21 protein-coding genes and 1 riboswitch are annotated in these 24,072 nt (G+C 71.6%); of the genes, 9 read left to right on the plus strand and 12 right to left on the minus strand.

Translation table 11 applies throughout. The features are described from left to right. Positions 1-6: 6 nt before the first annotated feature. The 3 genes from ACWDAK_RS11330 to ACWDAK_RS11340 form a co-directional block, all read right to left on the minus strand. Positions 7-771 (minus strand): carbohydrate ABC transporter permease, encoded by a 765-nt coding sequence (locus ACWDAK_RS11330; protein WP_344638397.1) that lies wholly within the window; start codon positions 769-771, stop codon positions 7-9. 74 nt (positions 772-845) lie between these two features. After that, positions 846-1,835, minus strand: a complete 990-nt coding sequence (locus tag ACWDAK_RS11335; protein WP_427395433.1) for a carbohydrate ABC transporter permease — start codon at positions 1,833-1,835, stop codon at positions 846-848. 104 nt (positions 1,836-1,939) lie between these two features. Beyond that, positions 1,940-3,223 (minus strand): extracellular solute-binding protein, encoded by a 1,284-nt coding sequence (locus tag ACWDAK_RS11340; protein WP_427395432.1) that lies wholly within the window; start codon positions 3,221-3,223, stop codon positions 1,940-1,942. Between the two features lie 334 nt (positions 3,224-3,557). Between ACWDAK_RS11340 and ACWDAK_RS11345 the strand changes: the two genes are divergently transcribed. From ACWDAK_RS11345 to ACWDAK_RS11360, 4 genes are all read left to right on the plus strand, one after another. After that, positions 3,558-4,349: a GntR family transcriptional regulator gene (locus ACWDAK_RS11345; protein ID WP_344638306.1), complete on the plus strand. Its 792-nt coding sequence runs from the start codon at positions 3,558-3,560 to the stop codon at positions 4,347-4,349. Between the two features lie 251 nt (positions 4,350-4,600). Next, positions 4,601-4,888 (plus strand): DUF3311 domain-containing protein, encoded by a 288-nt coding sequence (locus ACWDAK_RS11350; RefSeq protein ID WP_344638307.1) that lies wholly within the window; start codon positions 4,601-4,603, stop codon positions 4,886-4,888. Continuing rightward, entirely contained in the window at positions 4,885-6,516 is a 1,632-nt protein-coding gene (gene mctP / locus ACWDAK_RS11355) for a monocarboxylate uptake permease MctP (protein ID WP_344638308.1), read from the plus strand. The genes ACWDAK_RS11350 and mctP overlap by 4 nt, the downstream gene beginning before the upstream one ends. Positions 6,517-6,751: 235 nt before the next feature. Beyond that, the gene (locus ACWDAK_RS11360) at positions 6,752-7,495 is read left to right on the plus strand and encodes a histidine phosphatase family protein (protein WP_427395431.1); all 744 of its coding nucleotides are present in this window, start codon (positions 6,752-6,754) and stop codon (positions 7,493-7,495) included. 93 nt (positions 7,496-7,588) lie between these two features. On the opposite strand, the gene ACWDAK_RS11365 is transcribed toward ACWDAK_RS11360, so the two are convergent. Then, positions 7,589-8,560 carry a helix-turn-helix domain-containing protein gene (locus tag ACWDAK_RS11365; RefSeq protein ID WP_344638310.1) on the minus strand — a complete coding sequence of 324 codons (972 nt, stop codon included), beginning with the start codon at positions 8,558-8,560 and terminating at the stop codon, positions 7,589-7,591. Between the two features lie 643 nt (positions 8,561-9,203). Here ACWDAK_RS11365 and ACWDAK_RS11370 point away from each other — a divergent pair. The 3 genes from ACWDAK_RS11370 (at position 9,204) to ACWDAK_RS11380 (ending at position 13,539) form a co-directional block, all read left to right on the plus strand. Continuing rightward, positions 9,204-9,698 (plus strand): GNAT family N-acetyltransferase, encoded by a 495-nt coding sequence (locus tag ACWDAK_RS11370; RefSeq protein ID WP_427395430.1) that lies wholly within the window; start codon positions 9,204-9,206, stop codon positions 9,696-9,698. 53 nt (positions 9,699-9,751) lie between these two features. Next, positions 9,752-9,909: riboswitch (cobalamin riboswitch) on the plus strand. Positions 9,910-10,066: 157 nt separating this feature from the next. Next, positions 10,067-12,472: a ribonucleoside-diphosphate reductase subunit alpha gene (locus tag ACWDAK_RS11375; RefSeq protein ID WP_449806456.1), complete on the plus strand. Its 2,406-nt coding sequence runs from the start codon at positions 10,067-10,069 to the stop codon at positions 12,470-12,472. A gap of 71 nt (positions 12,473-12,543) precedes the next feature. Next, entirely contained in the window at positions 12,544-13,539 is a 996-nt protein-coding gene (locus tag ACWDAK_RS11380) for a ribonucleotide-diphosphate reductase subunit beta (RefSeq protein WP_344638398.1), read from the plus strand. A 72-nt stretch (positions 13,540-13,611) separates the two neighbouring features. Here the strand turns inward: ACWDAK_RS11380 and def are convergent, their stop codons facing one another. The 8 genes from def to ACWDAK_RS11420 all read right to left on the minus strand — a co-directional run bounded on the left by def (position 13,612) and on the right by ACWDAK_RS11420 (position 21,746). Beyond that, positions 13,612-14,241: a peptide deformylase gene (def, locus tag ACWDAK_RS11385; RefSeq protein ID WP_344638313.1), complete on the minus strand. Its 630-nt coding sequence runs from the start codon at positions 14,239-14,241 to the stop codon at positions 13,612-13,614. A 101-nt stretch (positions 14,242-14,342) separates the two neighbouring features. Then, positions 14,343-15,323 (minus strand): tetratricopeptide repeat protein, encoded by a 981-nt coding sequence (locus ACWDAK_RS11390; protein ID WP_344638314.1) that lies wholly within the window; start codon positions 15,321-15,323, stop codon positions 14,343-14,345. A gap of 329 nt (positions 15,324-15,652) precedes the next feature. Beyond that, positions 15,653-16,936: an HD-GYP domain-containing protein gene (locus tag ACWDAK_RS11395; protein WP_427395429.1), complete on the minus strand. Its 1,284-nt coding sequence runs from the start codon at positions 16,934-16,936 to the stop codon at positions 15,653-15,655. A gap of 190 nt (positions 16,937-17,126) precedes the next feature. Beyond that, on the minus strand, positions 17,127-18,566 hold the full coding sequence (locus tag ACWDAK_RS11400) for an HD-GYP domain-containing protein (protein ID WP_344638316.1): 1,440 nt from the start codon (positions 18,564-18,566) through the stop codon (positions 17,127-17,129). Between the two features lie 322 nt (positions 18,567-18,888). After that, positions 18,889-19,248: a mycothiol system anti-sigma-R factor gene (gene rsrA / locus ACWDAK_RS11405; RefSeq protein ID WP_344638317.1), complete on the minus strand. Its 360-nt coding sequence runs from the start codon at positions 19,246-19,248 to the stop codon at positions 18,889-18,891. Continuing rightward, the gene (locus ACWDAK_RS11410; RefSeq protein WP_425557734.1) at positions 19,245-19,895 is read right to left on the minus strand and encodes a sigma-70 family RNA polymerase sigma factor; all 651 of its coding nucleotides are present in this window, start codon (positions 19,893-19,895) and stop codon (positions 19,245-19,247) included. The genes rsrA and ACWDAK_RS11410 overlap by 4 nt, the downstream gene beginning before the upstream one ends. Positions 19,896-20,300: 405 nt before the next feature. Further along, entirely contained in the window at positions 20,301-20,936 is a 636-nt protein-coding gene (locus ACWDAK_RS11415) for an alpha/beta hydrolase family protein (RefSeq protein ID WP_344638318.1), read from the minus strand. Positions 20,937-20,990: 54 nt separating this feature from the next. Next, entirely contained in the window at positions 20,991-21,746 is a 756-nt protein-coding gene (locus tag ACWDAK_RS11420) for an SOS response-associated peptidase (RefSeq protein ID WP_344638319.1), read from the minus strand. 142 nt (positions 21,747-21,888) lie between these two features. On the opposite strand from ACWDAK_RS11420, the gene ACWDAK_RS11425 reads away from it, so the two are divergent. Both ACWDAK_RS11425 and aroA read left to right on the plus strand, forming a co-directional pair. After that, positions 21,889-22,593, plus strand: a complete 705-nt coding sequence (locus ACWDAK_RS11425; protein WP_344638320.1) for a M50 family metallopeptidase — start codon at positions 21,889-21,891, stop codon at positions 22,591-22,593. Positions 22,594-22,750: 157 nt separating this feature from the next. Then, positions 22,751-24,070: a 3-phosphoshikimate 1-carboxyvinyltransferase gene (aroA, locus tag ACWDAK_RS11430; protein ID WP_344638321.1), complete on the plus strand. Its 1,320-nt coding sequence runs from the start codon at positions 22,751-22,753 to the stop codon at positions 24,068-24,070. Positions 24,071-24,072 lie beyond the last annotated feature (2 nt).

Consider the following 24,072-nt stretch of genomic DNA (forward strand, 5'->3'; position numbering starts at 1 on the left):
CTTGTGTCACCCCTTCACGGCGCCGGCCGTGAGGCCGGAGGCGATACGGCGCTGGACCAGCAGGAAGAAGATCACCACTGGGATGGCCATCATGGTCGAACCGGCCATCATCGGCGCGTACTCGGTGCCGCGGGTGGTGGTGAAGTTGCCGAGCCAGACGGTGGCGGTGGTGTTCTGCTGGCTGAGCAGCTGAAGCGCGTACAGGTACTCGTTCCACGCCTGGATGAAGCCGTAGACGGCGGTGGCGACCAGGCCGGGGGCGAGCAGCGGGAAGACCACCCTGAGGAAGGCGCCCGTGCGGGTGCAGCCGTCCACCATCGCGGACTCCTCCAGCTCCTTGGGGATGTTCACGATGAAACCGCGCAGGGTCCAGACCGTGAAGGGGAGCACGAAGGTCAGGTAGGTCAGGATGATCCCGGTCAGCTTGTTGTACTGGCCGAGGTCGTTGAGCAGCAGGAAGACCGGGATGATCATCGCGACCAGCGGCACCATCTGCACCGTCAGGATGCCCACGATGACCACCTTGCGGCCGCGGAAGGCGAACCGCGAGATCGCCAGTGCCGCCAACAGGCCGACCACCAGGCCGATGCCCACGGTGGAGCCCGCGATGATCAGGCTGCGGGTGACCGGTCCCCAGAAGTCGGAGATCTGCAGCGCCCGGTGGAAGTTCTCCAACGACAGCGGGAAGGGCAGGAACTTCGGGGCCGGTGAGATGGAGTCCCTGGCCGGCTTCAGCGCGGTGTTGACCATCCAGTACACCGGGAAGCCCATCACCGCGGCGACCAGCAGGCCGATCAGGTTGTACGGCGCACGGCCCCTGGGGCGCGGCCGCTTGGCTTCGGTCGTCACTCGACCTCTCCGATCTTCAGCATCTGCCGCATGTACACGGCGATCACGCCGAGCAGCAACAGCACGGTGAGCAGGGCGATGGCCGAACCCATGGAGTAGTCGTTGACCACGAAGGCCCTGTCGTACGAGTACGTGGTGAGCAGCTGGTACTCGGGCTCGGGGTGGCCCCCGCGCATCAGGAAGACCTGGGGGAAGACGCCCATGTCCCAGATGACCGACAGGGTGGCCAGCATGACGATGATCGGCCTGAGCACCGGCAGGGTGACGTAGCGGAAGACCTTGACGGCTCCGGCGCCGTCCATCCGCGCGGCCTCCTCCAGTTCCTTGGGCACCTGGGTGAGCCCGGCGTGCAGGGTGATCGCGACGAACGGCACGGCGCCCCAGACCACCAGCGCCATGATGATGACGAAGCCCTGGGTGGAGTCGACGAACCAGTTGTGGTGGTCGAGGTCCAGGCCGGGGATCCGGCTCAGCAGCCAGTTGGCGACACCGTAGTCGGTGTCGAACATCCACTTGAAGACGGTGACCGCGACCACGATCGGCATCGCCCAGCTCGCCACCAGCGCGATGTTGATCAGCGTCTTCACCCAGCCGGAGACCCGCATCAGCAGCATCGCCAGCGCCATGCCGAGCACCATCGTGAACACCACCGCGCCCGCGGCGAACAGGACGGTGCGCAGGACGACGTCCCAGAAGGCACCGTCGCCGAGCACGGTGGTGAAGTTCCGGAAGCCGACCCACTCGGTGGGTTGGAAGCCCCAGAGCTGGGACTGGCCGAACTTCTGGAAGGACAGGGCGGCCAGCCGCGCCAGGGGGTAACCGAGGACCACGGCCAGCACGGCCAGGGTCGGGGCGAGCAGCAGCCAGGGCGCGGCCTGGCCCCGGAAGCGGCCGCCCCGCTCCGCCGGGCGGGCCGCTCCGGATTCGGTACTGGTTGATGAGGGCCGCTGCGGCGGCACCTTCACGGTGGATGTCTCGGCACTCATCACGTGCTCCTCAGCTGCGCCCGGCGCTTGCGGATTTCTCGAGTGGCTCTCACGGCCGGGGCCCGCCGGCCCCTCGGTGGGGCCGGCGGGCCGGGGATCGGCTGTCAGGCGTTGTTGATCACGGCGTCGATCTGGCCGTCCATGTCCTTCACCGCCGCCTCGACGGTCTTCTTGCCCTGGGCGATGTCCTGCAGGGCGTTCTGCAGGATGTTCGCCTTCTCCACCTGCAGCCAGCCCGGCGCGGTCGGCACGAACCAGTTGTTCTCGGCCGACTGGGCCGAGGGGCCGACCTTGGGGTCGGTCTTCAGCGGGGCCAGCTGCGTCTTGTTGTTCGGCAGGTTGCCGGCCTTGATCAGGGCCTCCTGCGCCTTGGCGTCGGTGAGGAAGTCGATCCACTCCGAGGCGGCGGCCCTGGCCTTGGACTTGACCGGGACGGCCAGGTCGGAGCCGCCGATGAAGCTGCTCAGCGACTTGCCGGACGGGCCGGGCATCACGAAGGAGGCCAGGTTGTCCTTGAGCTTGCCGCCGGTCTTGTCGAACTTCGGGTCGGCGGCGGAACCGCCCTCCCAGCCGGCGCCGTAGATCATGGCGGACTGGCCCAGGCCGTAGACGATGTAGCGGTCGGCGTCGTCCTTGGTCAGGTCGCCGTGCATGTACTTGCCGAGGGCGTCCTTCCAGGCGGTCAGGCCCTTGATCGCCTCCGGGCTCTCCAGGGTGGCCTTCCACCTGCCGCCGTCCTGCTTGGCGATCGCGCCGCCGGCGTCGTAGACGAAGGACATCGCGGTGTACCAGTCGCGCGAGGGCTGGTACCAGGCCGAGAACTTGTCGCCCTGCTTGGCCTGGATCCTGTCCAGGTCGGCGGTCAGCTCGGGGTAGGTCTTCGGGGTGTCGGCCACCCCGGCGTCGGCGGCGACGTCCTTGCGCCAGGTGGCGACGCGGGCGGCCGAGTAGTAGGGGACGCCGTAGGTCTTGCCGTTGTAGGTGGCGGAGGCCTTGAGGCCGTCCAGCCAGTCACCGCTGTTCTCGAACTTCGAGGTGTCCAGCTCGGCCAGCGCCCCCTTGATCATGTAGGGCAGCATCTCGGTGTTGCCCATCTCGACCACGTCCGGCACCTGGTCGGTGGCGAGCACCGAGTCCAGCTTCGGGCTCTTGTCCTTCCACGAGTAGTACTCGTGATTGATCTTGATGCCCGGGTACTTGGCGGCCAGCTGGGCGTCGGCGGACTTCACCAGGTCCGGCCAGTTCTGCTGGGCGTCCACGGTCAGCCAGACGGTGAGGCTGCTGGGGGCGGCGCTGTCGCCGCCGCCCTTCTCGGCGCCCGAACCACAGGCCGCGAGGCCGATGACCATGGCTGCGACGCCTACCGCCGCGATGAGCTGACGCTTCATTACGCCATCCTCCTGAGGGATGCCCGGGATGCCCCCACGGGGGGACGACATACCGGAGCACAACGGCGGTACTGGTGTCGCAACCCATGGGAAGGGGTGGGGAGTTCTCTGAGCGGTCTGCAATGGTGTAGACCAGCTGCCTGGAGCTTGGCCTAGACCAATGGGTGTGTCAACGGTGGCCGGAGCGATCGGGACCACCCGTTACCAAGCCGACACCGCCCATCGTTCATCGCACGATGAGCTCCCCGTCAGCCGGACATACGTGCAACGATGTGTGCCGTTAACGAGGCAGCGGAGTCAGGGACGACCCCGCAAGTAGCAGGAGATACGGCCGATGACCAGCGACGGGGGCAGCACTGCCCAGGTGAACGACGCCCAGGCGAAGAGCCTGCCGACGCAAGTAGCGGCCGACCCGACCGCCCGCGTCCCGAAGTACTACGGTCTCAAGCGCCATCTGCTGCAGCTGACCGAGACCCAGCCGGCCGGCACCCCGGTCCCGCCCGAGCGGGCGCTCGCCGCCCAGTTCGACACCTCCCGCACCACCGTGCGCCAGGCCCTCCAGGAACTGGTGGTCGAAGGCCGCCTGGAGCGCATCCAGGGCAAGGGCACCTTCGTCGCCAAGCCGAAGGTCGCCCAGGCACTGCAGCTCACCTCCTACACCGAGGACATGCGGGCCCAGGGCCTGGAGCCGACCTCCCGGCTGATCGAGATCGGCTACATCGGCGCGGACGAGCACCTGGCCCCGCTGCTGGACATCAAGCCCGGCAGCCGGGTGCTGCGGATCGAGCGCCTGCGGCTGGCCAACGGCGACCCGATGGCGATCGAGGTCGCCCACCTCTCCGCCAAGCGCTTCCCCGCGCTGCGGCGCAACCTGGCCAAGCACGACTCCCTGTACGCCGCGCTGCGCGAGGTGTACGGGGTCACGGTGGCCGAGGCCGAAGAAACCATCGAGACCACGCTGGCCACCCCGCGCGAGGCCGGGCTGCTCGGCTCCGACCTCGGTCTGCCGATGCTCCAGCTCTCCCGGCACTCCTTCGACGCCGACGGCGCTCCGGTCGAGTGGGTCCGCTCCATCTACCGGGGCGACCGGTACAAGTTCACCACCCGCCTCAAGCGCCCGGAGTAGTCCTCCGGGCGAGGCGGCACGGTACGGGGGCGGACCTCTGGGGCGCCCCCGTACCCGTTCCCGCGCCCCGAAGGCTCCCCTCCTGCGTCCGCCATCCGGGATCTTCGGTCCGGGGTAGTGACACAGGTCACTGCTGGGGCTACATTTCGCTGCCGTACTGACTGCCGATCACCGGCGGTGCCGCTCGGCGGTCGCACGGCCACGTGCGTTGCGGCGCCGACGAGGTGAGCCCTCATCAGCGGGAGCCGCACATGTCGTCCGAAGTACCCGAATCCGATGCCGGCGCGCCCGAAGGCGCGCTCCCCCAGGTCACCCCGGAACGGGTGCTCGCCGGAATCAGTCTGGCCGTACCGGTCGTCGCACTGCTCTGGGTCTCGTCGTACGCGAAGCTGACACCCGCGCTCGGCGGAATGCCGTTCTTCTACTGGTACCAGATCGCCTGGATCCCGGTCTCCGCGCTGTTCACCGGGACCGCCTACCTGCTGCTGAACCGCGACGAGCAGCGGCGCAGGGCCGCCCGGGGCGGTGAGCCGCGATGAGGAGCGGAGTGAACGTCCCGGCGCTCGTGGTGTTCGTGCTCTTCTTCGCGCTGGTGACGGTGCTGGGCTTCCTGGCCGCCCGCTGGCGGAAGGCCGACAACGCGCTGCACCTGGACGAGTGGGGGCTGGGCGGCCGGTCCTTCGGGACCTGGATCACCTGGTTCCTGCTCGGCGGCGACCTGTACACCGCGTACACCTTCATCGCCGTTCCCGCCGCGGTCTACGGCGCGGGCGCGGCGGGCTTCTTCGCGGTGCCGTACACGATCATCGCGTACCCGCTGGTCTTCCTCTTCCTGCCCCGGCTGTGGTCGGTGGCCCGGGTGCACGGCTATGTGACCCCGGCGGACTTCGTGCGCGGGCGGTACGGCTCCAGGGCGCTGTCGGCGGCCGTCGCGCTGACCGGAATCCTGGCCACCATGCCGTACATCGCGCTGCAACTGGTCGGCATCCAGGCCGTGTTGGACACCCTCGGGATCGGCGGCGGCACCAGCGGCAACTGGTTCATGAAGGACCTGCCGCTGTTCCTGGCCTTCGCGGTCCTGGCCGCGTACACCTACTCCTCGGGCCTACGGGCGCCGGCGCTGATCGCCTTCGTCAAGGACGCCCTGGTGTACATCGTGATCATCGTCGCGGTGATCTACATCCCGATGCGCCTCGGCGGGTACGGCCACATCTTCGACGCGGCCGCCGCCAAGTTCGACGCGGTCAACCCGGCCACCCACAAGCCGGTCGGCTCGATGGTGAGCGGCCCGGACGCCCAGTGGGCGTACGCGACCCTGGCGCTCGGCTCGTCCCTCGCGCTCTTCATGTACCCGCACACCGTCACCGGTGTGCTGGCCGCCAAGTCGCGCAACACCGTGCGCCGCAACATGGCGATCCTGCCGGCCTACTCGCTGATGCTCGGCCTGCTGGCACTGCTCGGCTTCATGGCCATCGCGGCCGGGGTGGGCAAGGGCGTCAAGGGCTACAACGCCCAGCTGGCCGTGCCGCAGCTGTTCGACAACCTGTTCCCGAGCTGGTTCACCGGCGTGGCCTTCGCCGCGATCGGCATCGGTGCGCTGGTGCCGGCGGCGATCATGTCGATCGCGGCGGCCAACCTGTTCACCCGCAACATCTACAAGGACTTCCTCCGGCCGGACGCCACGCCCGAGCAGGAGACCAGGATCGCCAAGATCGCCTCACTGCTGGTGAAGGTGGGCGCGCTGGTCTTCGTGCTGGGCATGGACAAGCAGCTCGCGATCAACCTCCAGCTGCTCGGCGGCCTGTGGATCCTGCAGACCTTCGTCTCGATCGTCGGCGGACTGTTCACCCGTTGGTTCCACCGCTGGGCGCTGCTCGCGGGCTGGGCGGCCGGCATGGTGTACGGCACCTGGAAGGCGTACGGCATCGCCTCGCCGGCCACCAAGCACTTCGGCGGCAACTCCGCGGCGATCCCGGGGATCGGCGAGATCGGCTACATCGGGTTCACCGCCTTCGTGCTCAACCTGATCGTCGCCGTCGCGCTCACCCTCGTTCTGCGGGCCGTCAAGGCCCCCGAGGGCGCCGACGAGACCAGCCCGGCGGACTACGGCGCCGAGGCCGGGGACAGGGCTCTGGAGGACGCCCCGGTGCCCGCAGCGGCGCACTGATCCGGGCAGGCGCACTCGGCGCCGAATCGTGCGCCCTGTGATCGCGCCGTCACCTCCGTCAACACTGGGGTGGCGGTGCGATCTTTTCGCGGCGCGAACCGTCCTTGGACCGGCCGGCGATGGGGGGGCGTGGGCGCCGCGGGCCCTATTGCCGGTCGGTCTTAGGCGCGACCATGGAGTGCGCGTGGCTCGCGCCTGCTCACCGAGTCACGGACACCAACGGGGAGAACCGGCCATGGCAGAACTCACCAGCGTCATCAACGGACACCGCCTCGCAGCATCCCTGCGGCCGCTGCCCTCCGTCCTGATCGCCACCCGGCACGGCGAGAGCACCGCCAACGTCGAGTTCAGGATCGCCGCCGAGACCGGCGCGCTGACCGTCCCGATCACCAGCCGGGACGCCGACATACCGCTCTCCCCGCACGGCCGGCGCCAGGCACGCGACCTCGGGCGCTGGTGGGCCGGCCTGCCCGTCGCCGACCGTCCCCGCGCCGTCTGGTGCTCCCCCTACGTACGCACCGCCGAGACCGCCCGGATCGCGCTAGACCGGGCCCGTGGCCTCGGCGCGGTGCCGGACTCCCTCGCGGTCAGGTACGACGAGCGGCTGCGGGACAGAGAACTCGGCGTCCTGGAGATGCTGACCGCCGCCGCGATCGAGAAGGAGCACCCCGTCGAGGCCGCCCGCCGCCGCAAGATGGGCGAGCTCTACTACCGGCCACCCGGTGGCGAATCGTTCCTGGACGTGGCCCTGCGGGTGCGCAGCTTCCTGCGCGACCTCTGCGAGGAGGAGGACGGGCGGGCGGTGCTGGTGGTGGCGCACGACTGCACGGTGCTGATGCTGCGCTACGTCCTGGACCGGCTCACCGAGCCCGAGTTGCTGGACCTGCGGGCGGTGAGCAACTGCTCGACCAGCCTGTGGCGCTCCCAGGCCGGCCGGCTCCACCCCGAGCACTGGAACTCGGTCGCCCACCTGACCTGACCGCCCAGGGCCGCCGGGCAGTTGCGCACCCGACGCCGCACCGGGCCGCCGGGTCGCTCACGCGCCTCGCCGCACCCGGGTGCCGTCCGCCGGTCAACCCCGGCTCCGCGCATCCGGCCAACTCCCCGCGAAGGCGCGGCGATACGCCTGCGGCGTCGTCCCGAGCCAGCGGCCGAAGTGGTGCCGGAGGGTGGCCGCGTTGCCGAAGCCGCAGCGGGCGGCGACCGCGTCCACGGGCTGACTGGTGCCCTCCAGCAGGCGCTGGGCCAGCAGCAGGCGCTGGTTGGTGATCCAGCGGTGCGGGGTGGTGCCGGTCTCCTGCTGGAAGCGGCGGGCGAAGGTGCGGGGCGACATGTGGGCACGGGCGGCCAGTTGATCAACCGTCAGGTCACGGTGCAGGTGCTGGCGCAGCCAGTCCAGCAGCCCGCCGAGCGAGTCCGCGTCACACACCGGCATCGGCCGGTCGACGAACTGCGCCTGCCCGCCGTCACGGTGCGGGGCGACCACCATCCGCCGGGCGATCCCCCGGGCCACCTCCGCGCCCTGCAGCTTGCGGACCAGGTGCAGGCAGGCGTCGATCCCGGCGGCCGTCCCGGCGGAGGTGATCACCGGATCGTCGTCCACGTAGAGCACGTCGGGTTCGACAGTGGTGCGCGGGAAGCGCCGGGCCATCTCGTCGACGTGCTTCCAGTGCGTGGTGGAGCGGCGCCCGTCCAGCAGCCCGGCGGCGCCCAGCAGAAAACTGCCGCTGCAGATGGACAACGCGCGCGCCCCGCGCTCGACTGCCGCGCGCAGTGCTTCGACGAGCGCCTCCGGATACTCGGCGCGCCGTCCGACCGCGGTGACCACGATCAGGTCCGCCTCGGCCAGCCGCTCCGGCCCGTACGGGACGTCCAGGCCGAAGCCGGCATGGGTGGCATGCCGCCCGGGACGGTCGGCAGCGAGGGCGAAGTCGTACACCGGCAGCCCGTCGTCGCTACGGTCGAGCCCGAACACCTCGGAGGCGACGCCGAGTTCGAACGGGTGGACCGGCTCCAGCACCACCGCGGCGACGTTCTTCAGCATCCGCCCAGGATGCCGTACGCCCTCGTCCGCCTCCGGGCCCCCGGCCCCACGGCGGCGGCCGTCGACCGCCGGGCCGTGCGCACCGCTCCGCATCCCCGTGCCCCTCCCTCGTCCGTCGCCCCTCCCCTGCCCGCCGTCCGGTGACTTCCGCCCCCGTGGCCGGCCGGGCCGCCGGCCGCCGCGGCATCGGCACGCCCCACCCCGCGAGAGGCTGGCAGGATTTCGACGCAATCGGTCGTTTCCGCCACTCGTGACAGCGGCCCGCGCGGACGAGGGTGGAGGACATGACTCCCGAGACCCTCGCGACCTCGCTCGGCCTGATCGGCGCCATCAGCGGCTTCGGACTGCTGGGCTTCCTGATCGGCCGTGAGCTGACCGGACGCGGCGGCGGGCCCGACCCGGGCGGCGGCTACGGCGGTCCTGATGACGGTCACGACGACCCCAACCACCCTTCGGCCCCGGTTCTTCCCGACCGCCCGTACGGCACCGTGCCAGCCGCCTCCGCCTTCCCCGCCAGCGCGTCCCTGCTCCCCACCGGCGCCCGCCCGGCGAGCCCTCCGTCCGGCGCCACACCCCTCGCCGGCACCCGCCCGCCCGCCACCCTGACTGCCGTGTGCACCCTCCCGTCGGGCACACTGTCCGGATGGGCATCCTCATCCGCCGCGCCCTCGAAGAGGACCTCGAAGCCGCAGGTGAAGTCACGGTCGAGGCGTTCGTGGGCGACGGTCACACCTCGCCGGACAGCGGCTACGTCCAGCTCCTCCGGGACGCCGGGCGCCGCAACGAGGAGGCCGAACTCCTCGTCGCGCTCGACCCGCACACCCGGCAGGTCCTCGGCTGTGTGACCCTCGCGGTCGGCGGCACCGAGTGGGCCGACATCGCCGAGCCGCACGAGGGCGAGATCCGGATGCTGGCGGTCGGCGCGGCGGCGCGCGGACGCGGCGCCGGAGAGGCCCTGGTCCGCGCCGCGATGGCCCGCTGTCGGGAGCTCCGGCTGGCCGGGATGGCCTTCTCGACCCGCCCGGCGATGAAGGCGGCGCACCGGATCTACGAGCGCCTGGGCTTCGTCCGAACCCCCGACCGGGACTGGACGGCCGCTCCCGGGATCGACCTGATGGTGTACTCGATCACCTTCTGAACACCCCTCCCGCACAACCATGCGGTTGGTCCGCCTGCGACACACGGCACTACATGTGGTGCCGCATCGTCGGACCGCCACAACATGTATGCTCGCTCTCGCTGTCGAAGCAGGGGAACCCGGTGTGAATCCGGGACTGCCCCGCAGCGGTGAGCGGGCGGCTCTCCAGGCCCCCGCAAGTCCGGCTACCTGCCGACGGTGTGCCACACGGCTTCCCCGCAGATGCCTTGCAGCACCGCAGTACGTCCGGGCCTCGCGGGTGGGCCAGGGGGTAGAGAGCGCGCCGGTCTCCGGTCGTGCTGCACCTCCCTGCGCTCATGTCGGTCCGGACGATCCTCATCCGACGCCGCCGCCAGGAGAGAAGCGCCTTGACCATCGCTGCCTCAGTTGCCCTGCCTTCCCAGGGTTCCGCCGCCACCACCCAGACCGACCCCGGTGCGGCACTGCTTCGGCTCCTCACCGACCGCAGCGTGGACCTCCCCCAGGTGGACCCCGGCCACGTCGCCGCCGCCGCGCTGCGCGGCCGCCACGCCGGCTCGGACTTCGCCGAGCTGCGCGGGCTGGCTGTGGAGGCCGCCGCGTCGATGATCGCCGAGGACCCCCAGTACTCGAAGCTGGCCGCCCGCCTGCTCGCCATGGAGATCGCCGACGAGGCGATGAGCCAGGGTGCCGTGTCGTTCTCCGCCTCGATCGCCGTCGGCCACGCCGAGGGGCTGATCGGCGACGCCACCGCCGCCCTGGTCGCCAAGCACGCCGAGGCCTTCGACGCCCTGATCGACCTGTCGGGCGACGACCGCTTCGAGTACTTCGGCCTGCGCACCGTGCAGTCCCGCTACCTGCTGCGCCACCCGATCACCCGCATGGTGATCGAGACCCCGCAGCACTTCCTGCTCCGCGTGGCGGCGGGCCTCGCGGTGGGCGACAGCGAGCAGTCGGTGGCCGAGGTGGCCGAGCTCTACCGGCTGATGAGCCGCCTGGAGTACCTGACCTCCTCCCCGACGCTCTTCAACTCCGGCACCAAGCACCCGCAGATGTCCAGCTGCTACCTGCTGGACTCGCCGCTGGACAACCTGGACTCGATCTACAACCGCTACGCGCAGATCGCCCGGCTGTCCAAGCACGCCGGCGGCATCGGCCTGTCCTACTCCCGGATCCGCTCGCGCGGCAGCCTGATCCGGGGCACCAACGGCAAGTCCAACGGCATCGTCCCGTTCCTGCGCACCCTGGACTCCTCGGTCGCCGCGGTCAACCAGGGCGGCCGTCGCAAGGGCGCGGCCTGCGTCTACCTGGAGACCTGGCACGCTGACATCGAGGAGTTCCTGGAGCTCCGCGACAACACCGGCGAGGAGGCCCGCCGGACCCACAACCTCAACCTGGCGCACTGGATCCCGGACGAGTTCATGCGCCGGGTCAACGCCAACGAGGACTGGTCGCTGTTCTCCCCGGCCGACGTCCCCGAGCTGGTCGACCTGTGGGGCGACGAGTTCGACGCCGCCTACTGCAAGGCCGAGGCCGAGGGCAAGGCCGTCCGCACCATCCCGGCGCAGACCCTGTACGCCCGGATGATGCGCACCCTGGCGCAGACCGGCAACGGCTGGATGACCTTCAAGGACGCCTCCAACCGCGCCGCCAACCAGACCGCGCTGCCCGGCCGCACCGTGCACTCCTCCAACCTCTGCACCGAGATCCTGGAGGTCACCGACGACTCCGAGACCGCGGTCTGCAACCTCGGCTCGGTCAACCTCGGTGCCCACGTGGCCGACGGCGCCAGTGCCGACGACCTCGTGAGCGCGATGGACTGGGAGCGGCTGGACGCCACCGTGCGCACCGCCGTGACCTTCCTCGACCGGGTCATCGACATCAACTTCTACCCGACCACCGAGGCCGGCGCGTCCAACTCCCGCTGGCGGCCGGTGGGTCTGGGCGTGATGGGCCTGCAGGACGTCTTCTTCAGGCTCCGCCTGGACTTCGACTCCACCGAGGCCAAGCACCTCTCCACGCTGATCGCCGAGCGCATCATGCTCACCGCCTACGAGCGCTCCAGCGAGCTGGCCGAGAAGTTCGGCCGCCACGAGGCGTACGAGGAGACCCGCGCCGCCCGCGGCCAGCTGCACATCGACCACTTCGACGTGACCCCGCAGTGGACCGAGCGCTGGGACGCCCTGCGTGCCAAGATCGCCGAGACCGGTCTGCGCAACTCCCTGCTGCTCGCCATCGCGCCGACCGCGACCATCGCGTCCATCGCCGGTGTGTACGAGTGCATCGAGCCGCAGGTCTCGAACCTGTTCAAGCGCGAGACCCTGTCCGGTGAGTTCCTCCAGGTCAACCCGTACCTGGTGCGGGAGCTGAAGGAGCTGGGCGTCTGGGACCAGCAGACCCGGGACGCGCTGCGCGACTCCAACGGCTCGGTCCAGGAGTTCAACTGGCTGCCCGCCGAGGTCCGTTCGCTCTACCGCACCGCGTGGGAGCTGCCGCAGCGTGCGCTGATCGACCTGGCCGCCGCCCGGATGCCCTACCTGGACCAGAGCCAGTCGCTGAACCTCTTCATGGCCGCGCCCACCATCGGCAAGCTCAGCTCGATGTACGCGTACGCCTGGAAGGTCGGCCTGAAGACCACCTACTACCTGCGCTCCCGCCCGGCCACCCGGATCGCCCAGGCCGCGACCCGCTCCACCGCCGTGAGCGTGCCCTCCCCCACCATGACCGCTGAGGAGCAGGCCGCCGCCATCGCCTGCTCCCTGGAGAACCCCGAGTCCTGCGAGGCTTGCCAGTGACCTCCCACCCGTCGCCCGACCACCGCCCCTCGTCGACGGCGCAGAGCGCCGACAACCACGTGGACCGCAAGATGCTGCTCGACCCCGGCTTCGAGCTGACCCTGCGCCCGATGCGCTACCCGTCGTTCTACGACCGGTACCGGGACGCCATCAAGAACACCTGGACCGTCGAGGAGGTGGACCTGCACTCCGACGTCGCCGACCTCGCCAAGCTGAGCGAGGGCGAGCGGCACCTGATCGGCCGCCTGGTCGCCTTCTTCGCGACCGGCGACTCGATCGTCGCCAACAACGTGGTGCTGAGCCTCTACAAGCACATCAACTCCCCCGAGGCCCGGCTCTACCTGTCCCGGCAGCTGTTCGAGGAGGCCGTGCACGTCCAGTTCTACCTGACGCTGCTCGACACCTACCTGCCCGACCCGGACGACCGCGCGGCCGCCTTCGCGGCGGTGGAGAACATCCCCTCCATCCACCAGAAGGCGCAGTTCTGCTTCAAGTACATGAACGCGGTCGACCACATCGACTCGCTGCAGAGCAAGGAGGACCGCCGCGCCTTCCTGCTCAACCTGATCTGCTTCGCCGCCTGCGTCGAGGGCCTGTTCTTCTACGGCGCCTTCGCCTACGTGTACTGGTTCCGCAGCCGCGGCCTGCTGCACGGCCTGGCCACCGGCACCAACTGGGTGTTCCGCGACGAGTCCATGCACATGGACTTCGCCTTCTCGGTGGTCGACACCGTCCGTGAGGAGGAGCCCGACCTCTTCGACGACGAGATGGCCAAGCAGGTCACCGAGATGCTTGAGGAGGCCGTGGAGGCCGAGCTCCAGTTCGCCCAGGACCTGTGCGGTGACGGCCTGCCCGGCATGAACACCGAGTCGATGCGCCAGTACCTGGAGGCCGTCGCCGACCAGCGCCTGGCCCGCCTCGGCCTGCCGATCCGCTACGGCTCCACCAACCCCTTCGGGTTCATGGAGCTGCAGAACGTCCAGGAGCTGACCAACTTCTTCGAGCGCCGGGTCTCCGCCTACCAGGTCGCGGTCGAGGGCACGGTCTCCTTCGACGACGACTTCTAGGAGTCGGCGCCCTCCAGGGCGCCAAGCGCGAAGGCCGGTACGGGAGTCCCCGTACCGGCCTTCGCGCTGCCGTCAGTTGTTCGGCACCGTCGCGTACTTGGGTGTGCCCTCGGCCATCTGCTTCAGGGCGTCCTTGCGGTCGCGCTTGGAGAGCTTGTCGATGTACAGGAAGCCGTACAGGTGGTCGGTCTCGTGCTGCAGGCAGCGGGCGAAGAAGCCGGTGCCCTCGACCCGGACCGGGTTGCCGTCCTTGTCCTGGCCCCGCACCGCGGCGTAGGCGGGACGCGGGAGTTCGGCGTAGGCGGTGGGGACCGAGAGGCAGCCCTCGTGGCCGTCGTCCAGGACCCGGCGGCGGTCGGCCGGGAACTCCTCCAGCACCGGGTTGATGACGTGGCCGATGTGGCGGACGCCCTCGTCGTCCGGGCAGTCGTACACGAAGACCTTGAGGTCGACGCCGATCTGGTTGGCCGCCAGGCCGACGCCCTCGGCCGCGTACATCGAGGCGAACATGTCGTCGATCAGCGTGGACAGTTCGGCGTCGAAGGCGGTGACGTCCTGGCACTCGCGGTGCAGGACGGGGTTGCCGACCACGGTGATCGGACGGGCCTCGGCGTTGGAGAGGTCGGGCACCTCGCCGATCACCTTGGTGACCTCGGGCTCCTCGTGCTCATGGTCGTGCTCGTGGTTGTGCTGGTCCGCCATCGTCGCTTCCGCTTCCGTGGATCACTTGGGTTTACCGCTCAAGAGTACGGCCCCGAAACCCACCCGGGGCCTTACCGTCCTTGCCCGGCACCGTCCTTGGCTCAGCAGACCTCTTCGAGGTCGCGGTAGGCCCTGGTGCCCGGCGAGGCGGCGACCCAGCGGTCGAGCAGCCGGCGGACCAGCCCGGCGGGCGCGGCGATCCCGCACTCGCGCTCGGCCAGCCAGGACATCCCGCCGCTGCCACTGAGGTGGCTGAGGTGGCCGGGGTGGTCGAAGTCGCCGTCGTCGTGCGGGTCGTGGTGATGGGTGTGGCCGTCGTCGGCGGCCATCCGGCTCTCCGAACAGGCCCGGCAGAGCAGCCGCACCGAGGAGGTCCAGTCCTCGGCGGCGTAGCCGGCGTCGGCGACCAGCCGCTCCAGCGCGTCCCGGTCACCGGCGGTGGCCGCCTGAAGCAGCACCACGAAGGTCGGCACCGGCGAGGGCGCCCAGAGCTCGATCTCGTCGAACACGGGGTACGCCACTCCGGCGGCCACCCGCTCGCCGTGCGGCGCGCCGTCGTGCAGCACCACCTCGCCCCAGCGGCGGCCGGAGGACGGCAGCGGGATGGAGAGCACCTCGATCCGGGCCGGGTCCAGGCGTCTGCCCCAGACCACCTCGGACTCGCCCTCCGGGGAGAGCCGGACGGGTGTGGTGCCGAGGTCCAGTGACACCGGGCTGTCCAGCGCGTCGCCGGCGGGCAGCCGCAGGCCGTACGCCTGCCAGGCGCGCCGGGCGAGCGGCCAGTCCTGCAGGGCGGTCGCGGTGATGCCGAGGTTCCACCAGTCGGGGGCACCCTGCTCGCGGTCGAGCAGGGCCACGGCGCGCAGACCGGCGCTGCGCGCCTGGTCCCAGTCCCGGCGGAACTTGTGCAGCAGTGCGAGGTTGAACCAGGAGTCGGAGAGCCACGGCTCCAGGTCTGCCGCCATCACCAGCAGCGCCCCCGCGTCCTCGTAGCGGCCGTCACCGATCAGGGTGAAGGCCCGGTCGGTCGTCTGCCGCCAAGTGGCCGACGGCCGGTGCCGTGCGCGGTGGAAGATCCTCACGTTCCGTCCCTGCCGTTGTCATCCGTCAGTACCGCCGGTGCCCGCCCGAGGAGCCGGGCCGCCACCGGACGGAGCCTGCACGGAGTCCGATATCCGCCACCGCACCGGTGGACCGGACCGGTGGCCGCAGCCGGAACGCCCCCGGGAACCGGGCGGTCCCGGATCCGGTGTTCCACGCTACGACCGCATCCAACCACGGCAGGCTTCGACTGCGCTCCCCGCAGGTCCATTCAGTCAGCTTCGCCACCCCGCTACGTCATAATCGCGGGTCCGGCACAGCGGGTTCACCGCCCCGTCACCGCCGGGCTCACGCGCCCCCGGCCCCGGTGTCACGCCCTCGGCCGGCCGTCCCCGCGGCCCAGCCCGGACAGCACCGCCAGCACCCTCGGGTCGTACCGGTCACCGCACTCCAGGCGCAACAGTTCCAGCGCCTCCAGCCGCCCGGCCGACGCCGGCAGGCCCCGCTGCCGGGCGAGGGTGACCAGTTCGTCGTGCGCGTTGGCGACCCGGATGATCCGGGCGGCCAGCGGCAGGGTCGGATCCTCCGACCCGTCGGGGCGGCGGCATGGATCGGCCAGCCGGGCAACCTGCTGGGCGACCTGCCGCGGGACCCCGGTCTGCCGGATCACCTCGCTGCCCAGCCGGGCGATCCGCTGCTGCTCGTCCTGCGGCAGCCGGGCGGTGGCGCCGCAGGGCACCGGCTCGACCAGCGAGAGCTGCCCGATGTCGTGCATCAGCGCGGCGTACTCCAGCAGGGCCAGGTCCCGGGTGCCGAGGCCGAGCACCCGGCCGAGCGCGCAGGCGGTGTCGGCGACCCGGCGGGCGTGGCCCGGCGGGGTGTAGCCGGCCACCTCGGTGGCACGGGCGAGGGTCTCGATGGTCTGCCCGGTGGTCGCCCGGACCGCCGCCGCCCGCCGGAAGGACGCCTGGGCGAGCAGCAGCGGGGTACAGAACAGCGGCAGCGCCCACAGCCCCATCTCGGCCGCCAGCAGGCTGATCAGCATGCCGGTGGCGACGATCGCCGAGCCGATGCCGAGCAGCGAGCGCAGCTCGTCCCCCAGCGCGGCGGCGAACCGCAGGCCGGTCCTGGCCCGGTGCAGCCCGGCGGCCAGCACGGCGTCGCAGAGCGCGGCGAGCAGGGCGATCCCGCTGACGAACAACCCGTACGCCGGACCGGTGCAGTCGGCCCGGTCGAGGGTGCCGCTCTCGTACAGCGGCTGGAACAGGGCGGCCGCGAAGGCGACCGTGAGCAGGCGGCGGGCGACCGCGTCCACCCTCGCCGGGTCCGGCGTCCGGAACGGCGGTACGGCGCCGCTGACCATCCCGAGACCGGCGACCGCGATCACCTGCAGCACCCCGTGCGAGGTCGGCAGCCCGCGCAGCGGGCCGAGCAGCGCGTACGCCAGCGCGGCGGCGGTGCCGATCGGCGTCTGCTCGCGGTCTCCCGGCAGGGTGATCCGCACCCGCTCGCCGATCGCGATCACGGCGGCGAAGGCGGCCGCGGTGACCGGATCGGCGGGTCCGTCGCACACCAGCTCGCCGAGCCCGGCCGCCAGCAGCGCGGCGGCGGTCAGCCGGACCGCCCGTACCCAGACCGCCTCGGTGCTCACCACACCGACCACCCTCCCGGACCGGCCGCGGACCGCACCGCGGCCTCCCGTACGGCTGCGCGCGGTGCCGCCGGCCGACGTACCGCTGCGCACCGCACTCCCGGGCGCCGTACCGTGGTGCGCCGCACCGCCGCGCGGCCTTCTCCGGCCCGGGCAGCCGCCCTCCGGTCACCGCCGCCCGCGCGCGCCCGCCTCACCTCGCGCCACCCGCGCGCTCCGAGCGACCCGCACGCGCCGCGCGCCCCTGCGGGGCGAGCGCCCTGGCGGGCTCCGGCACACCCAGCGGGATGTCCGGCACCTCTCCGGCCCAGCCGCCCGGCGGCGGCAGGACGGGCTCCCAGCCGTGCTCCGCGACCGCCGCGATCAGCGCCCGCACCATCGCCGGGTCGAACTGGCTGCCCGCACACCGCTCCAGCTCGGCGACCGCCTCGGCGACCGGCCGGCCGCGTCGGTAGGACCGGGTGGAGGTCATCGAGTCGAAGGCGTCCGCGACCGAGATGATCCGGGCGAACTCGGGGATCCGGTCCCCGGTCAGTCCGTCCGGGTAGCCTCGCCCGTCCAACCGCTCGTGGTGGTGCAGGATCCCGGCCCGGCCCTCCTCTCCGAGGAAGGCGATGTCCCGGATCAGCTCGTGCCCGAAGACCGGGTGCACCTCGACCGCCCGCCGCTCCTCCTCGCTCAGCGGACCGTTTCTGCGGAGCAGTTCGGTCGCCACGCCCAGCTTTCCGACGTCGTGCAGCGTGCCGGCGAAGTGCAGGGTGCGCAACCGCTCCTCCACCATGCCGAGTTGGCCGGCGATCAGCACGGCCGCCCGGCCGACCCGTTCGCTGTGCCCCCTGGTGTACGCGTCCTTGATCTCCACGGCCTGCACCAACGCCTGGACGGCGGTCTGCTGGGCCACCCGCTCCCGGTGCCCCTGGGCGAAGACCCAGGCGGAGATGGTGAACGGCAGCAGCGCGAGCACCGCCGCGAAGGCGCCGTACGGGCCCCGCCAGAGGAGCGCCACCATCAGACCGCCGGCCCCGTGCACCAGCGCCGGCAGCACCACCGCGAGCGGACCGCGCAGCGCTGCCCCCGGCCGGGGCCGGCCGGGTGGCCGCGGTCCGACGAGCCGTCGCATCACTGTCACCAAGGCGCCGTTGACCAGGCAGAACGCCGCCACCGCGGCCAGCGAGGGAAGCAGTGCCGCCGGAACCTCGGAGCCGAGCAACAGCCGTGGGCCGTCCGTCAGGTGGAAGACCACCCCGGCGGCCTGGGCCGAGACGGCGAGCTGCGCGCCGTTCCAGAGCCGCCGCAGCGCACGGCGCCGGTCGGTGCACCCCACCAGTGCGGCGGGGAGGGCGACCAGGGCCGCGGCGGCCGGAGGCAGCATCAGGACCCCTGCGAACAGCACCGGGAAGAACGCCGGGCTGCCGGCGTGGCTCGCCCGCACCGGACGGTCGGACCGGCGCAGCAGAAGGCTCCAGAACCGGTGGCAGGGGGTGGGCAGGCCCTGAGCCAGACCGTCCCAGCAGCAGTGCAGGAAGGCCAGCAGCGCCACCCCCGACCAGTCGACCGGGCTGCCCAGCCAGCCCAGTGGGCCGTCGGCGGGCAGTGCCAGGGTCAGCAGACAGCCGGCCGCAGCGACCGGCACCGCCGCCAGGCAGCCGACGGCGCGCCGGCACGGACGCCGGGCCTCCCGAAGTCCGGGCGCCGCCCCGCCCGCCACGGCGGCGTCTCGGTCCTCACCAGCGATCTCCGCCTCCCCGCCATGGCCGCAGTTCCCCGCCGGACCGCACCGGCTTGAGGGTCCGTCAGAGGAGGATAGGGCCCTATCGGGGCGTGCGGAGGCGCGAAAACGCATTGCCCGGGTCGACGCACTGTCAGCTCACCCGAACGAGTGATTCGACCGCCCGATGGTCATGGCGCGACCACACCGGGACGGTACGACCGCACCGGGCGGCCGGGTGTGAGGCCTACTCGGACGTCGCGAGGGAGCTCTGCGCGTTGCTCTGCGCGCCGTGGCCCGCCCTCTCCTCGGCCGAGACCTCGACGGTGGGCGTCGACTCACCGGAGCGCTGCCCGGCGCGGATGCTGTCGATCCGGGCCAGAACCTTGCCGCGCAGGTCGGCAGGCGTGTCGTCACAGCCGCAGGAGCGCTTGATCAGCGCCTTGATGGCCTGTTCGAGGCCGTACTTCTCCAGGCAGGGCGAGCACTCCTCGAAGTGCACCCTCAGCTTGGCGCAATCACCCTCGGCCATCTCGTTGTCGAGGAATTCATAGAGGTGGTCGAGGACCTCGCCACACTCGGTGTCGTGCGGATCGCCGCAGCTCATGAGCCCGCGCCCTTCGCTTCCTGCCCTGCTCCGCTACCTGCCGGAACGAGCCCGCGCTCACGGGCGTAGTCCTCCAGCATGCCGCGCAACTGGCGGCGGCCCCGGTGCAGTCGGGACATCACCGTACCGATGGGTGTACCCATGATGTCCGCGATCTCCTTGTACGCAAACCCCTCGACGTCCGCGAGGTAGACCGCGATGCGGAACTCCTCCGGAATGGCCTGGAGGGCGTCCTTCACATCGCTGTCCGGAAGATGGTCGAGCGCCTGGGCCTCGGCCGAGCGCAGACCGGTCGACATGTGGGACTCGGCCCGGGCCAGCTGCCAGTCCTCGATCTCCTCGGCGGCGGTGCGCTGGGGCTCGCGCTGCTTCTTGCGGTACGAGTTGATGAACGTGTTGGTGAGGATCCGGTACAGCCACGCCTTGAGGTTGGTGCCCTCACGGAACTGGTGGAACGACGCGTACGCCTTGGCGAACGCCTCCTGCAGCAGATCCTCGGCGTCGGCAGGGTTGCGGGTCATCCGCAGCGCGGCGGAGTACATCGGGTCGAGGTAGCCCAGGGCGTCGCGCTCGAAGCGCTCCCGCCGGGCCGCCTCGGTCTCGTTCTCCGACGCCCGGAAGGTGTCCTCGCCGATCGCGTCGGCCAGCTCGTCGCCCGTGAGAGCCTCGCTCACCGGCAGCACCTCGCCCGACTCGGCCTCGTCCTCGGTCCCGACGACCGGACCCACCTCCTCGGCTTTGCGGGCACGACCCACCGCGGGCCCACCCGACAGCGAGGATATCGGGCTCACCGGCTTCTCGCTCGTGGCCAGCCACTCGGACCAGACCGGCAGTGCGGCGTCCATCGCCGCCCGTTCGTTCGGCCGCTCGTGGCACGCGATCGAACCCATGTGTGCTGCCTTTCCACGCGGCTCACCTGCTGACGGTGGTGTTAACCAGAGCGCCCCGCCCGGCATTCCCGCCCGCCCCCTCGGACTTGGGCCGACCGGAAATGGGGCCCGCAGCGTCGTGCGCCGGTCGGTCCTACCGGCGCACTTCCTCCCGAAGTCCGCTCAGCAGACCTCGAGGATCCAGTCGCCGACCGCCCCGGTGATCAGCTCCAGCGCCTCGTCCTGACCGTACGGCGCCCGCTTGGGCACGGCGAAGCCGTGGCTCCCGTACGGGACGGCGACCAGGCGGTGCCCCTCGGGCAGCTCCGGGAACTCCTCCGGCGTCCCGAAGGTGTCCTTCTCCCCCTGCAGCACCAGGGTCGGACGGCCGGAGCCCAGCAGCTCCTCGGCCCGACTCTTCTCCGGCTTGCCCGGCGGATGGAGCGGGAAAGCCAGCGCCAGCACCGCGGCGGCACCGGCACCGGCGGCCGTCCGGCAGGCCACCCGGGCCCCGGCACTGCGACCGCCGGCCACCAACGGCAGTCCCTCACCGGCGAGTTGGGCCATCACCGGAAGCCAGCCCGCGTCCAGTGTCCCCGGCGCGGGGGCGACCTTCCTGCCCGCGACCCGCCAGGGCTGCTCGACCAGCGCGACCGTGATGCCGCGCGCCGGCAGTCCGGCGGCCAGCGCCTGCAGGTCGATCGCCTCGACCCCGCCACCCGCGCCGTGTCCGAGCGCGAGCAGCGCCCTGGGGCGGCCGGCGGCCGGGTACCGGGTGATCCTGGCCTCACCGACGGGCGTGGTCACGAGGGTCTGCACGGCGGCTCCTGGATCTTCGGCGGATCGGCCTCGACTGTGTCAGATGGGGCGGGCTCAGAAGAGCATCGTGCCGTCGTTGCCGTTCTCGTCGAGCGGCTCGAGCAGTTCGGGCCCGTTGTTGCGGATGCTTCCGACCGCCGGGGAGACCGGGACGGCCTGCAGCGCGCCGGGGGCGGGCGGAACGAGCAGCGGCCGCAACTCCTCGGCGTTGTCCAGGGCCGGGTCCAGCCAGGCGTCGAAGGCGGACGGGTCCAGGAAGAGCGGCATCCGTTCGTGGATCGGGGCCAGCGCCGGTTCGGCATCCGTCGTCACGATGGTGCAGGTCACCCGCCAGGCCGCCGGATCGTCGGCCGGCACTCCGCGGTCCCGCCAGAACTCGTACAGCCCGGCCAGGGCCAGCACCTGGCCGTCCACCCGGCTGACGAAGAACGGCTGCTTGCGGGGCTTGCCCCGCTCGCCGGGCATGGTCTGCCACTCGTAGTAGCCGTCGACCGGCAGCAGACAGCGCCGGGAGGCGAAGGCCTGGCGGTAGGCGGGCTTCTCGTGCACGGTGTCGGAGCGGGCGTTGATCATCTTCACCGCCGTCTCGGCCGACCTCGACCAGGACGGCACCAGGCCCCAGCGCAGCACCCGCAGCTGGCGCACCGCCTCGCGCTCCCCCTTGGGAGCGCGGTCCAGCACCGCGTACACCGAGTCGGTCGGCGCCACGTTCCAGCTCGGCACGATGGTCTCGGCCGGGTCCCACTGCCGGACTTCGAAGGTCTCGACCAGGTCCTCTGGCTTGGTGGTGGAGGCGAAGCGTCCGCACATGCGGCCAGCTTGCCATGCGCCCCGCTCCGCCGTACCCCGTCCCGCGAGGAGAACCGGGAAGTACCGCCCGGCCGTCCTACCGTGGGAGGCTGCCACTCGGACTCAGAGCGGCCGGGCCGGGACCGACCACGGAGGGCAGGGCATGGACAGCGCGTACGTATGGCACCTGGTGGTCGGCTCGCAGCCCGGGCCGCCGAGCTGGGTGGCCCCGGCCACGGCGGCGGCGGCGCTGCTCGCCGTACTGCTGCGACCCCTCTGGCGGTTCAGCCGCAACGTGGTGACCATCGCGCACGAGGGCGGGCACGGCCTGGCCGCGGTGCTCACCCGGCGCCGGCTGGCCGGGATCCGGCTGCACTCGGACACCTCCGGCCTGACCATCTCCTCCGGGCCGCCCACCGGCCCCGGCATGATCCTCACCGCGGCCGCCGGGTACAGCGCACCGCCGCTGCTCGGGCTCGGCGGCGCCGCGCTGCTCGCCGGGCAGCACATCGCCCAGTTGCTGTGGATCGGGATCGTGCTGCTGGCGGCCGTCCTGATCATGGTGCGGAACGCCTTCGGCCTGCTCTCCGTGGTGCTCACCGGCGCGGCCTTCGTACTGATCTCCTGGTACGGCGGCGGCGAGCTGCAGGCGGTCTTCGCCTATCTGGGCGTCTGGTTCCTGCTGTTCGCCGGGGTCCGCCCGGTGGTCGAGCTCCAGGCCAAGCGCCGCCGCGGCGAGGCCCCGGACTCCGACGCCGACCAGCTCGCCCGGCTCACCGGCGTCGCCGGCATCCTCTGGGTCACCCTCTTCCTGGTGATCGCCCTGTCCTGCCTCCTCGCCGGCGGCACCTGGCTGATGTCCAGCTGACCCGACCGGGGGCGCGGACCCCGCCCGGACCGGCCGCGCACGCACGACCGAGGGCGCCGGCGGGCTCACCCCGCCTCCGGCGTGTCTTCGCAGAACGCGCGTCCGCCATTCGAATAGGAACGAAGCCCTGAATTCCCGGGCCCCTAGACTTGTCCACATGACCGAAGCCCTGTGGCCCGCCCCCCTTGCGACCGGCGCCGTCGACGCGACCGTCACCATCCCCGGCTCCAAGTCGGCGACCAACCGCGCCCTGGTGCTGGCCGCCCTCGCGGACAGCCCAGGCTGGGTGCGCCGTCCACTGCGCAGCCGTGACTCCCAGCTGATGGCCGACGGCCTGCGGGCACTCGGCGTCACCGTCGAGGAGACGGTCAACACCGCCAGCGGCGGATTCGGCGGCGGTGAGGCCTGGCGGGTCATCCCGGCCGGCCAGCTCCGCGGCCCGGCCCAGGTGGACGTCGGCAACGCCGGCACCGTGATGCGCTTCCTGCCGCCGCTCGCGGTGCTCGCCGACGGCCCGGTGCACTTCGACGGCGACCCGCGCTGCTACGAGCGGCCGCAGCACGGCGTGATCAACGCCCTGCGCGCGCTCGGTGCCCGGATCGACGACGGCGGACGCGGCGGCTTCCCGCTCACCGTGCACGGCTCCGGTGCGCTGGACGGCGGCCCGGTCGAGCTCGACGCCTCGTCCTCCTCCCAGTTCATCAGCGCCCTGCTGCTCTCCGGCGCCCGCTACAACAACGGCGTGGAGATCCGGAACATCGGCGGCAGCGTCCCCTCGCTGCCGCACATCCGGATGACCGTGGACATGGTCCGCAAGGCCGGTGCCCAGGTGGACGCGCCCGAGGACGGCGGCGAGAAGGACGTCTGGCGGGTCACCCCGGGCGCGCTGATCGGCCGCGACCTGGTGGTCGAGCCGGACCTCTCCAACGCCGCGCCGTTCTTCGCCGCCGCGCTGGTCACCGGCGGCCGGGTGACGGTCCGCGACTGGCCCAGGCACACCTACCAGCCGGGCGACCAGCTGCGCGGGATCTACACCGAGATGGGCGGCAGCTGCCGCTTCACCGACGACGGCCTGGAGTTCTCCGGCACCGGCCGGATCCGCGGCATCGAGGCGGACCTCCACGACGTCGGCGAGCTCACCCCGGTGATCGCGGCGGTGGCCGCGCTGGCCGACTCCGAGTCCCACCTTTACGGCATCGCCCACCTGCGGATGCACGAGACCGACCGCCTGGCCGCGCTGGCCAAGGAGATCAACGACCTCGGCGGCGACGTCACCGAGACCGAGGACGGCCTGCGGATCCGTCCGCGCCCGCTGCACGGCGGCGTCTTCCACACCTACGAGGACCACCGGCTGGCCACCGCCGCCGCGGTGCTCGGCCTCGCGGTCGAGGGCGTCCAGGTCGAGAACGTGGCCACCACCGCCAAGACCCTGCCCGACTTCCCGCAGATGTGGGCCGATCTCCTGGGCCAGGGCTGAGG

It is taken from the genome of Kitasatospora sp. NPDC001175, from assembly GCF_053598215.1.

Coding starts and splice junctions, on each gene's coding strand:
- aroA (WP_344638321.1), top strand. CDS start 22,751: ATGACCGAAGCCCTGTGGCCCGCCCCCCTTGCGACCGGCGCCGTCGAC.
- ACWDAK_RS11340 (WP_427395432.1), bottom strand. CDS start 3,223: ATGAAGCGTCAGCTCATCGCGGCGGTAGGCGTCGCAGCCATGGTCATC.
- ACWDAK_RS11360 (WP_427395431.1), top strand. CDS start 6,752: ATGGCAGAACTCACCAGCGTCATCAACGGACACCGCCTCGCAGCATCC.
- ACWDAK_RS11420 (WP_344638319.1), bottom strand. CDS start 21,746: ATGTGCGGACGCTTCGCCTCCACCACCAAGCCAGAGGACCTGGTCGAG.
- def (WP_344638313.1), bottom strand. CDS start 14,241: ATGGCGGACCAGCACAACCACGAGCACGACCATGAGCACGAGGAGCCC.
- ACWDAK_RS11380 (WP_344638398.1), top strand. CDS start 12,544: ATGCTGCTCGACCCCGGCTTCGAGCTGACCCTGCGCCCGATGCGCTAC.
- ACWDAK_RS11330 (WP_344638397.1), bottom strand. CDS start 771: ATGGGCTTCCCGGTGTACTGGATGGTCAACACCGCGCTGAAGCCGGCC.
- rsrA (WP_344638317.1), bottom strand. CDS start 19,248: ATGAGCTGCGGCGATCCGCACGACACCGAGTGTGGCGAGGTCCTCGAC.
- ACWDAK_RS11370 (WP_427395430.1), top strand. CDS start 9,204: ATGGGCATCCTCATCCGCCGCGCCCTCGAAGAGGACCTCGAAGCCGCA.
- ACWDAK_RS11425 (WP_344638320.1), top strand. CDS start 21,889: ATGGACAGCGCGTACGTATGGCACCTGGTGGTCGGCTCGCAGCCCGGG.
- ACWDAK_RS11350 (WP_344638307.1), top strand. CDS start 4,601: ATGTCGTCCGAAGTACCCGAATCCGATGCCGGCGCGCCCGAAGGCGCG.
- ACWDAK_RS11345 (WP_344638306.1), top strand. CDS start 3,558: ATGACCAGCGACGGGGGCAGCACTGCCCAGGTGAACGACGCCCAGGCG.
- mctP (WP_344638308.1), top strand. CDS start 4,885: ATGAGGAGCGGAGTGAACGTCCCGGCGCTCGTGGTGTTCGTGCTCTTC.
- ACWDAK_RS11365 (WP_344638310.1), bottom strand. CDS start 8,560: ATGCTGAAGAACGTCGCCGCGGTGGTGCTGGAGCCGGTCCACCCGTTC.
- ACWDAK_RS11335 (WP_427395433.1), bottom strand. CDS start 1,835: ATGAGTGCCGAGACATCCACCGTGAAGGTGCCGCCGCAGCGGCCCTCA.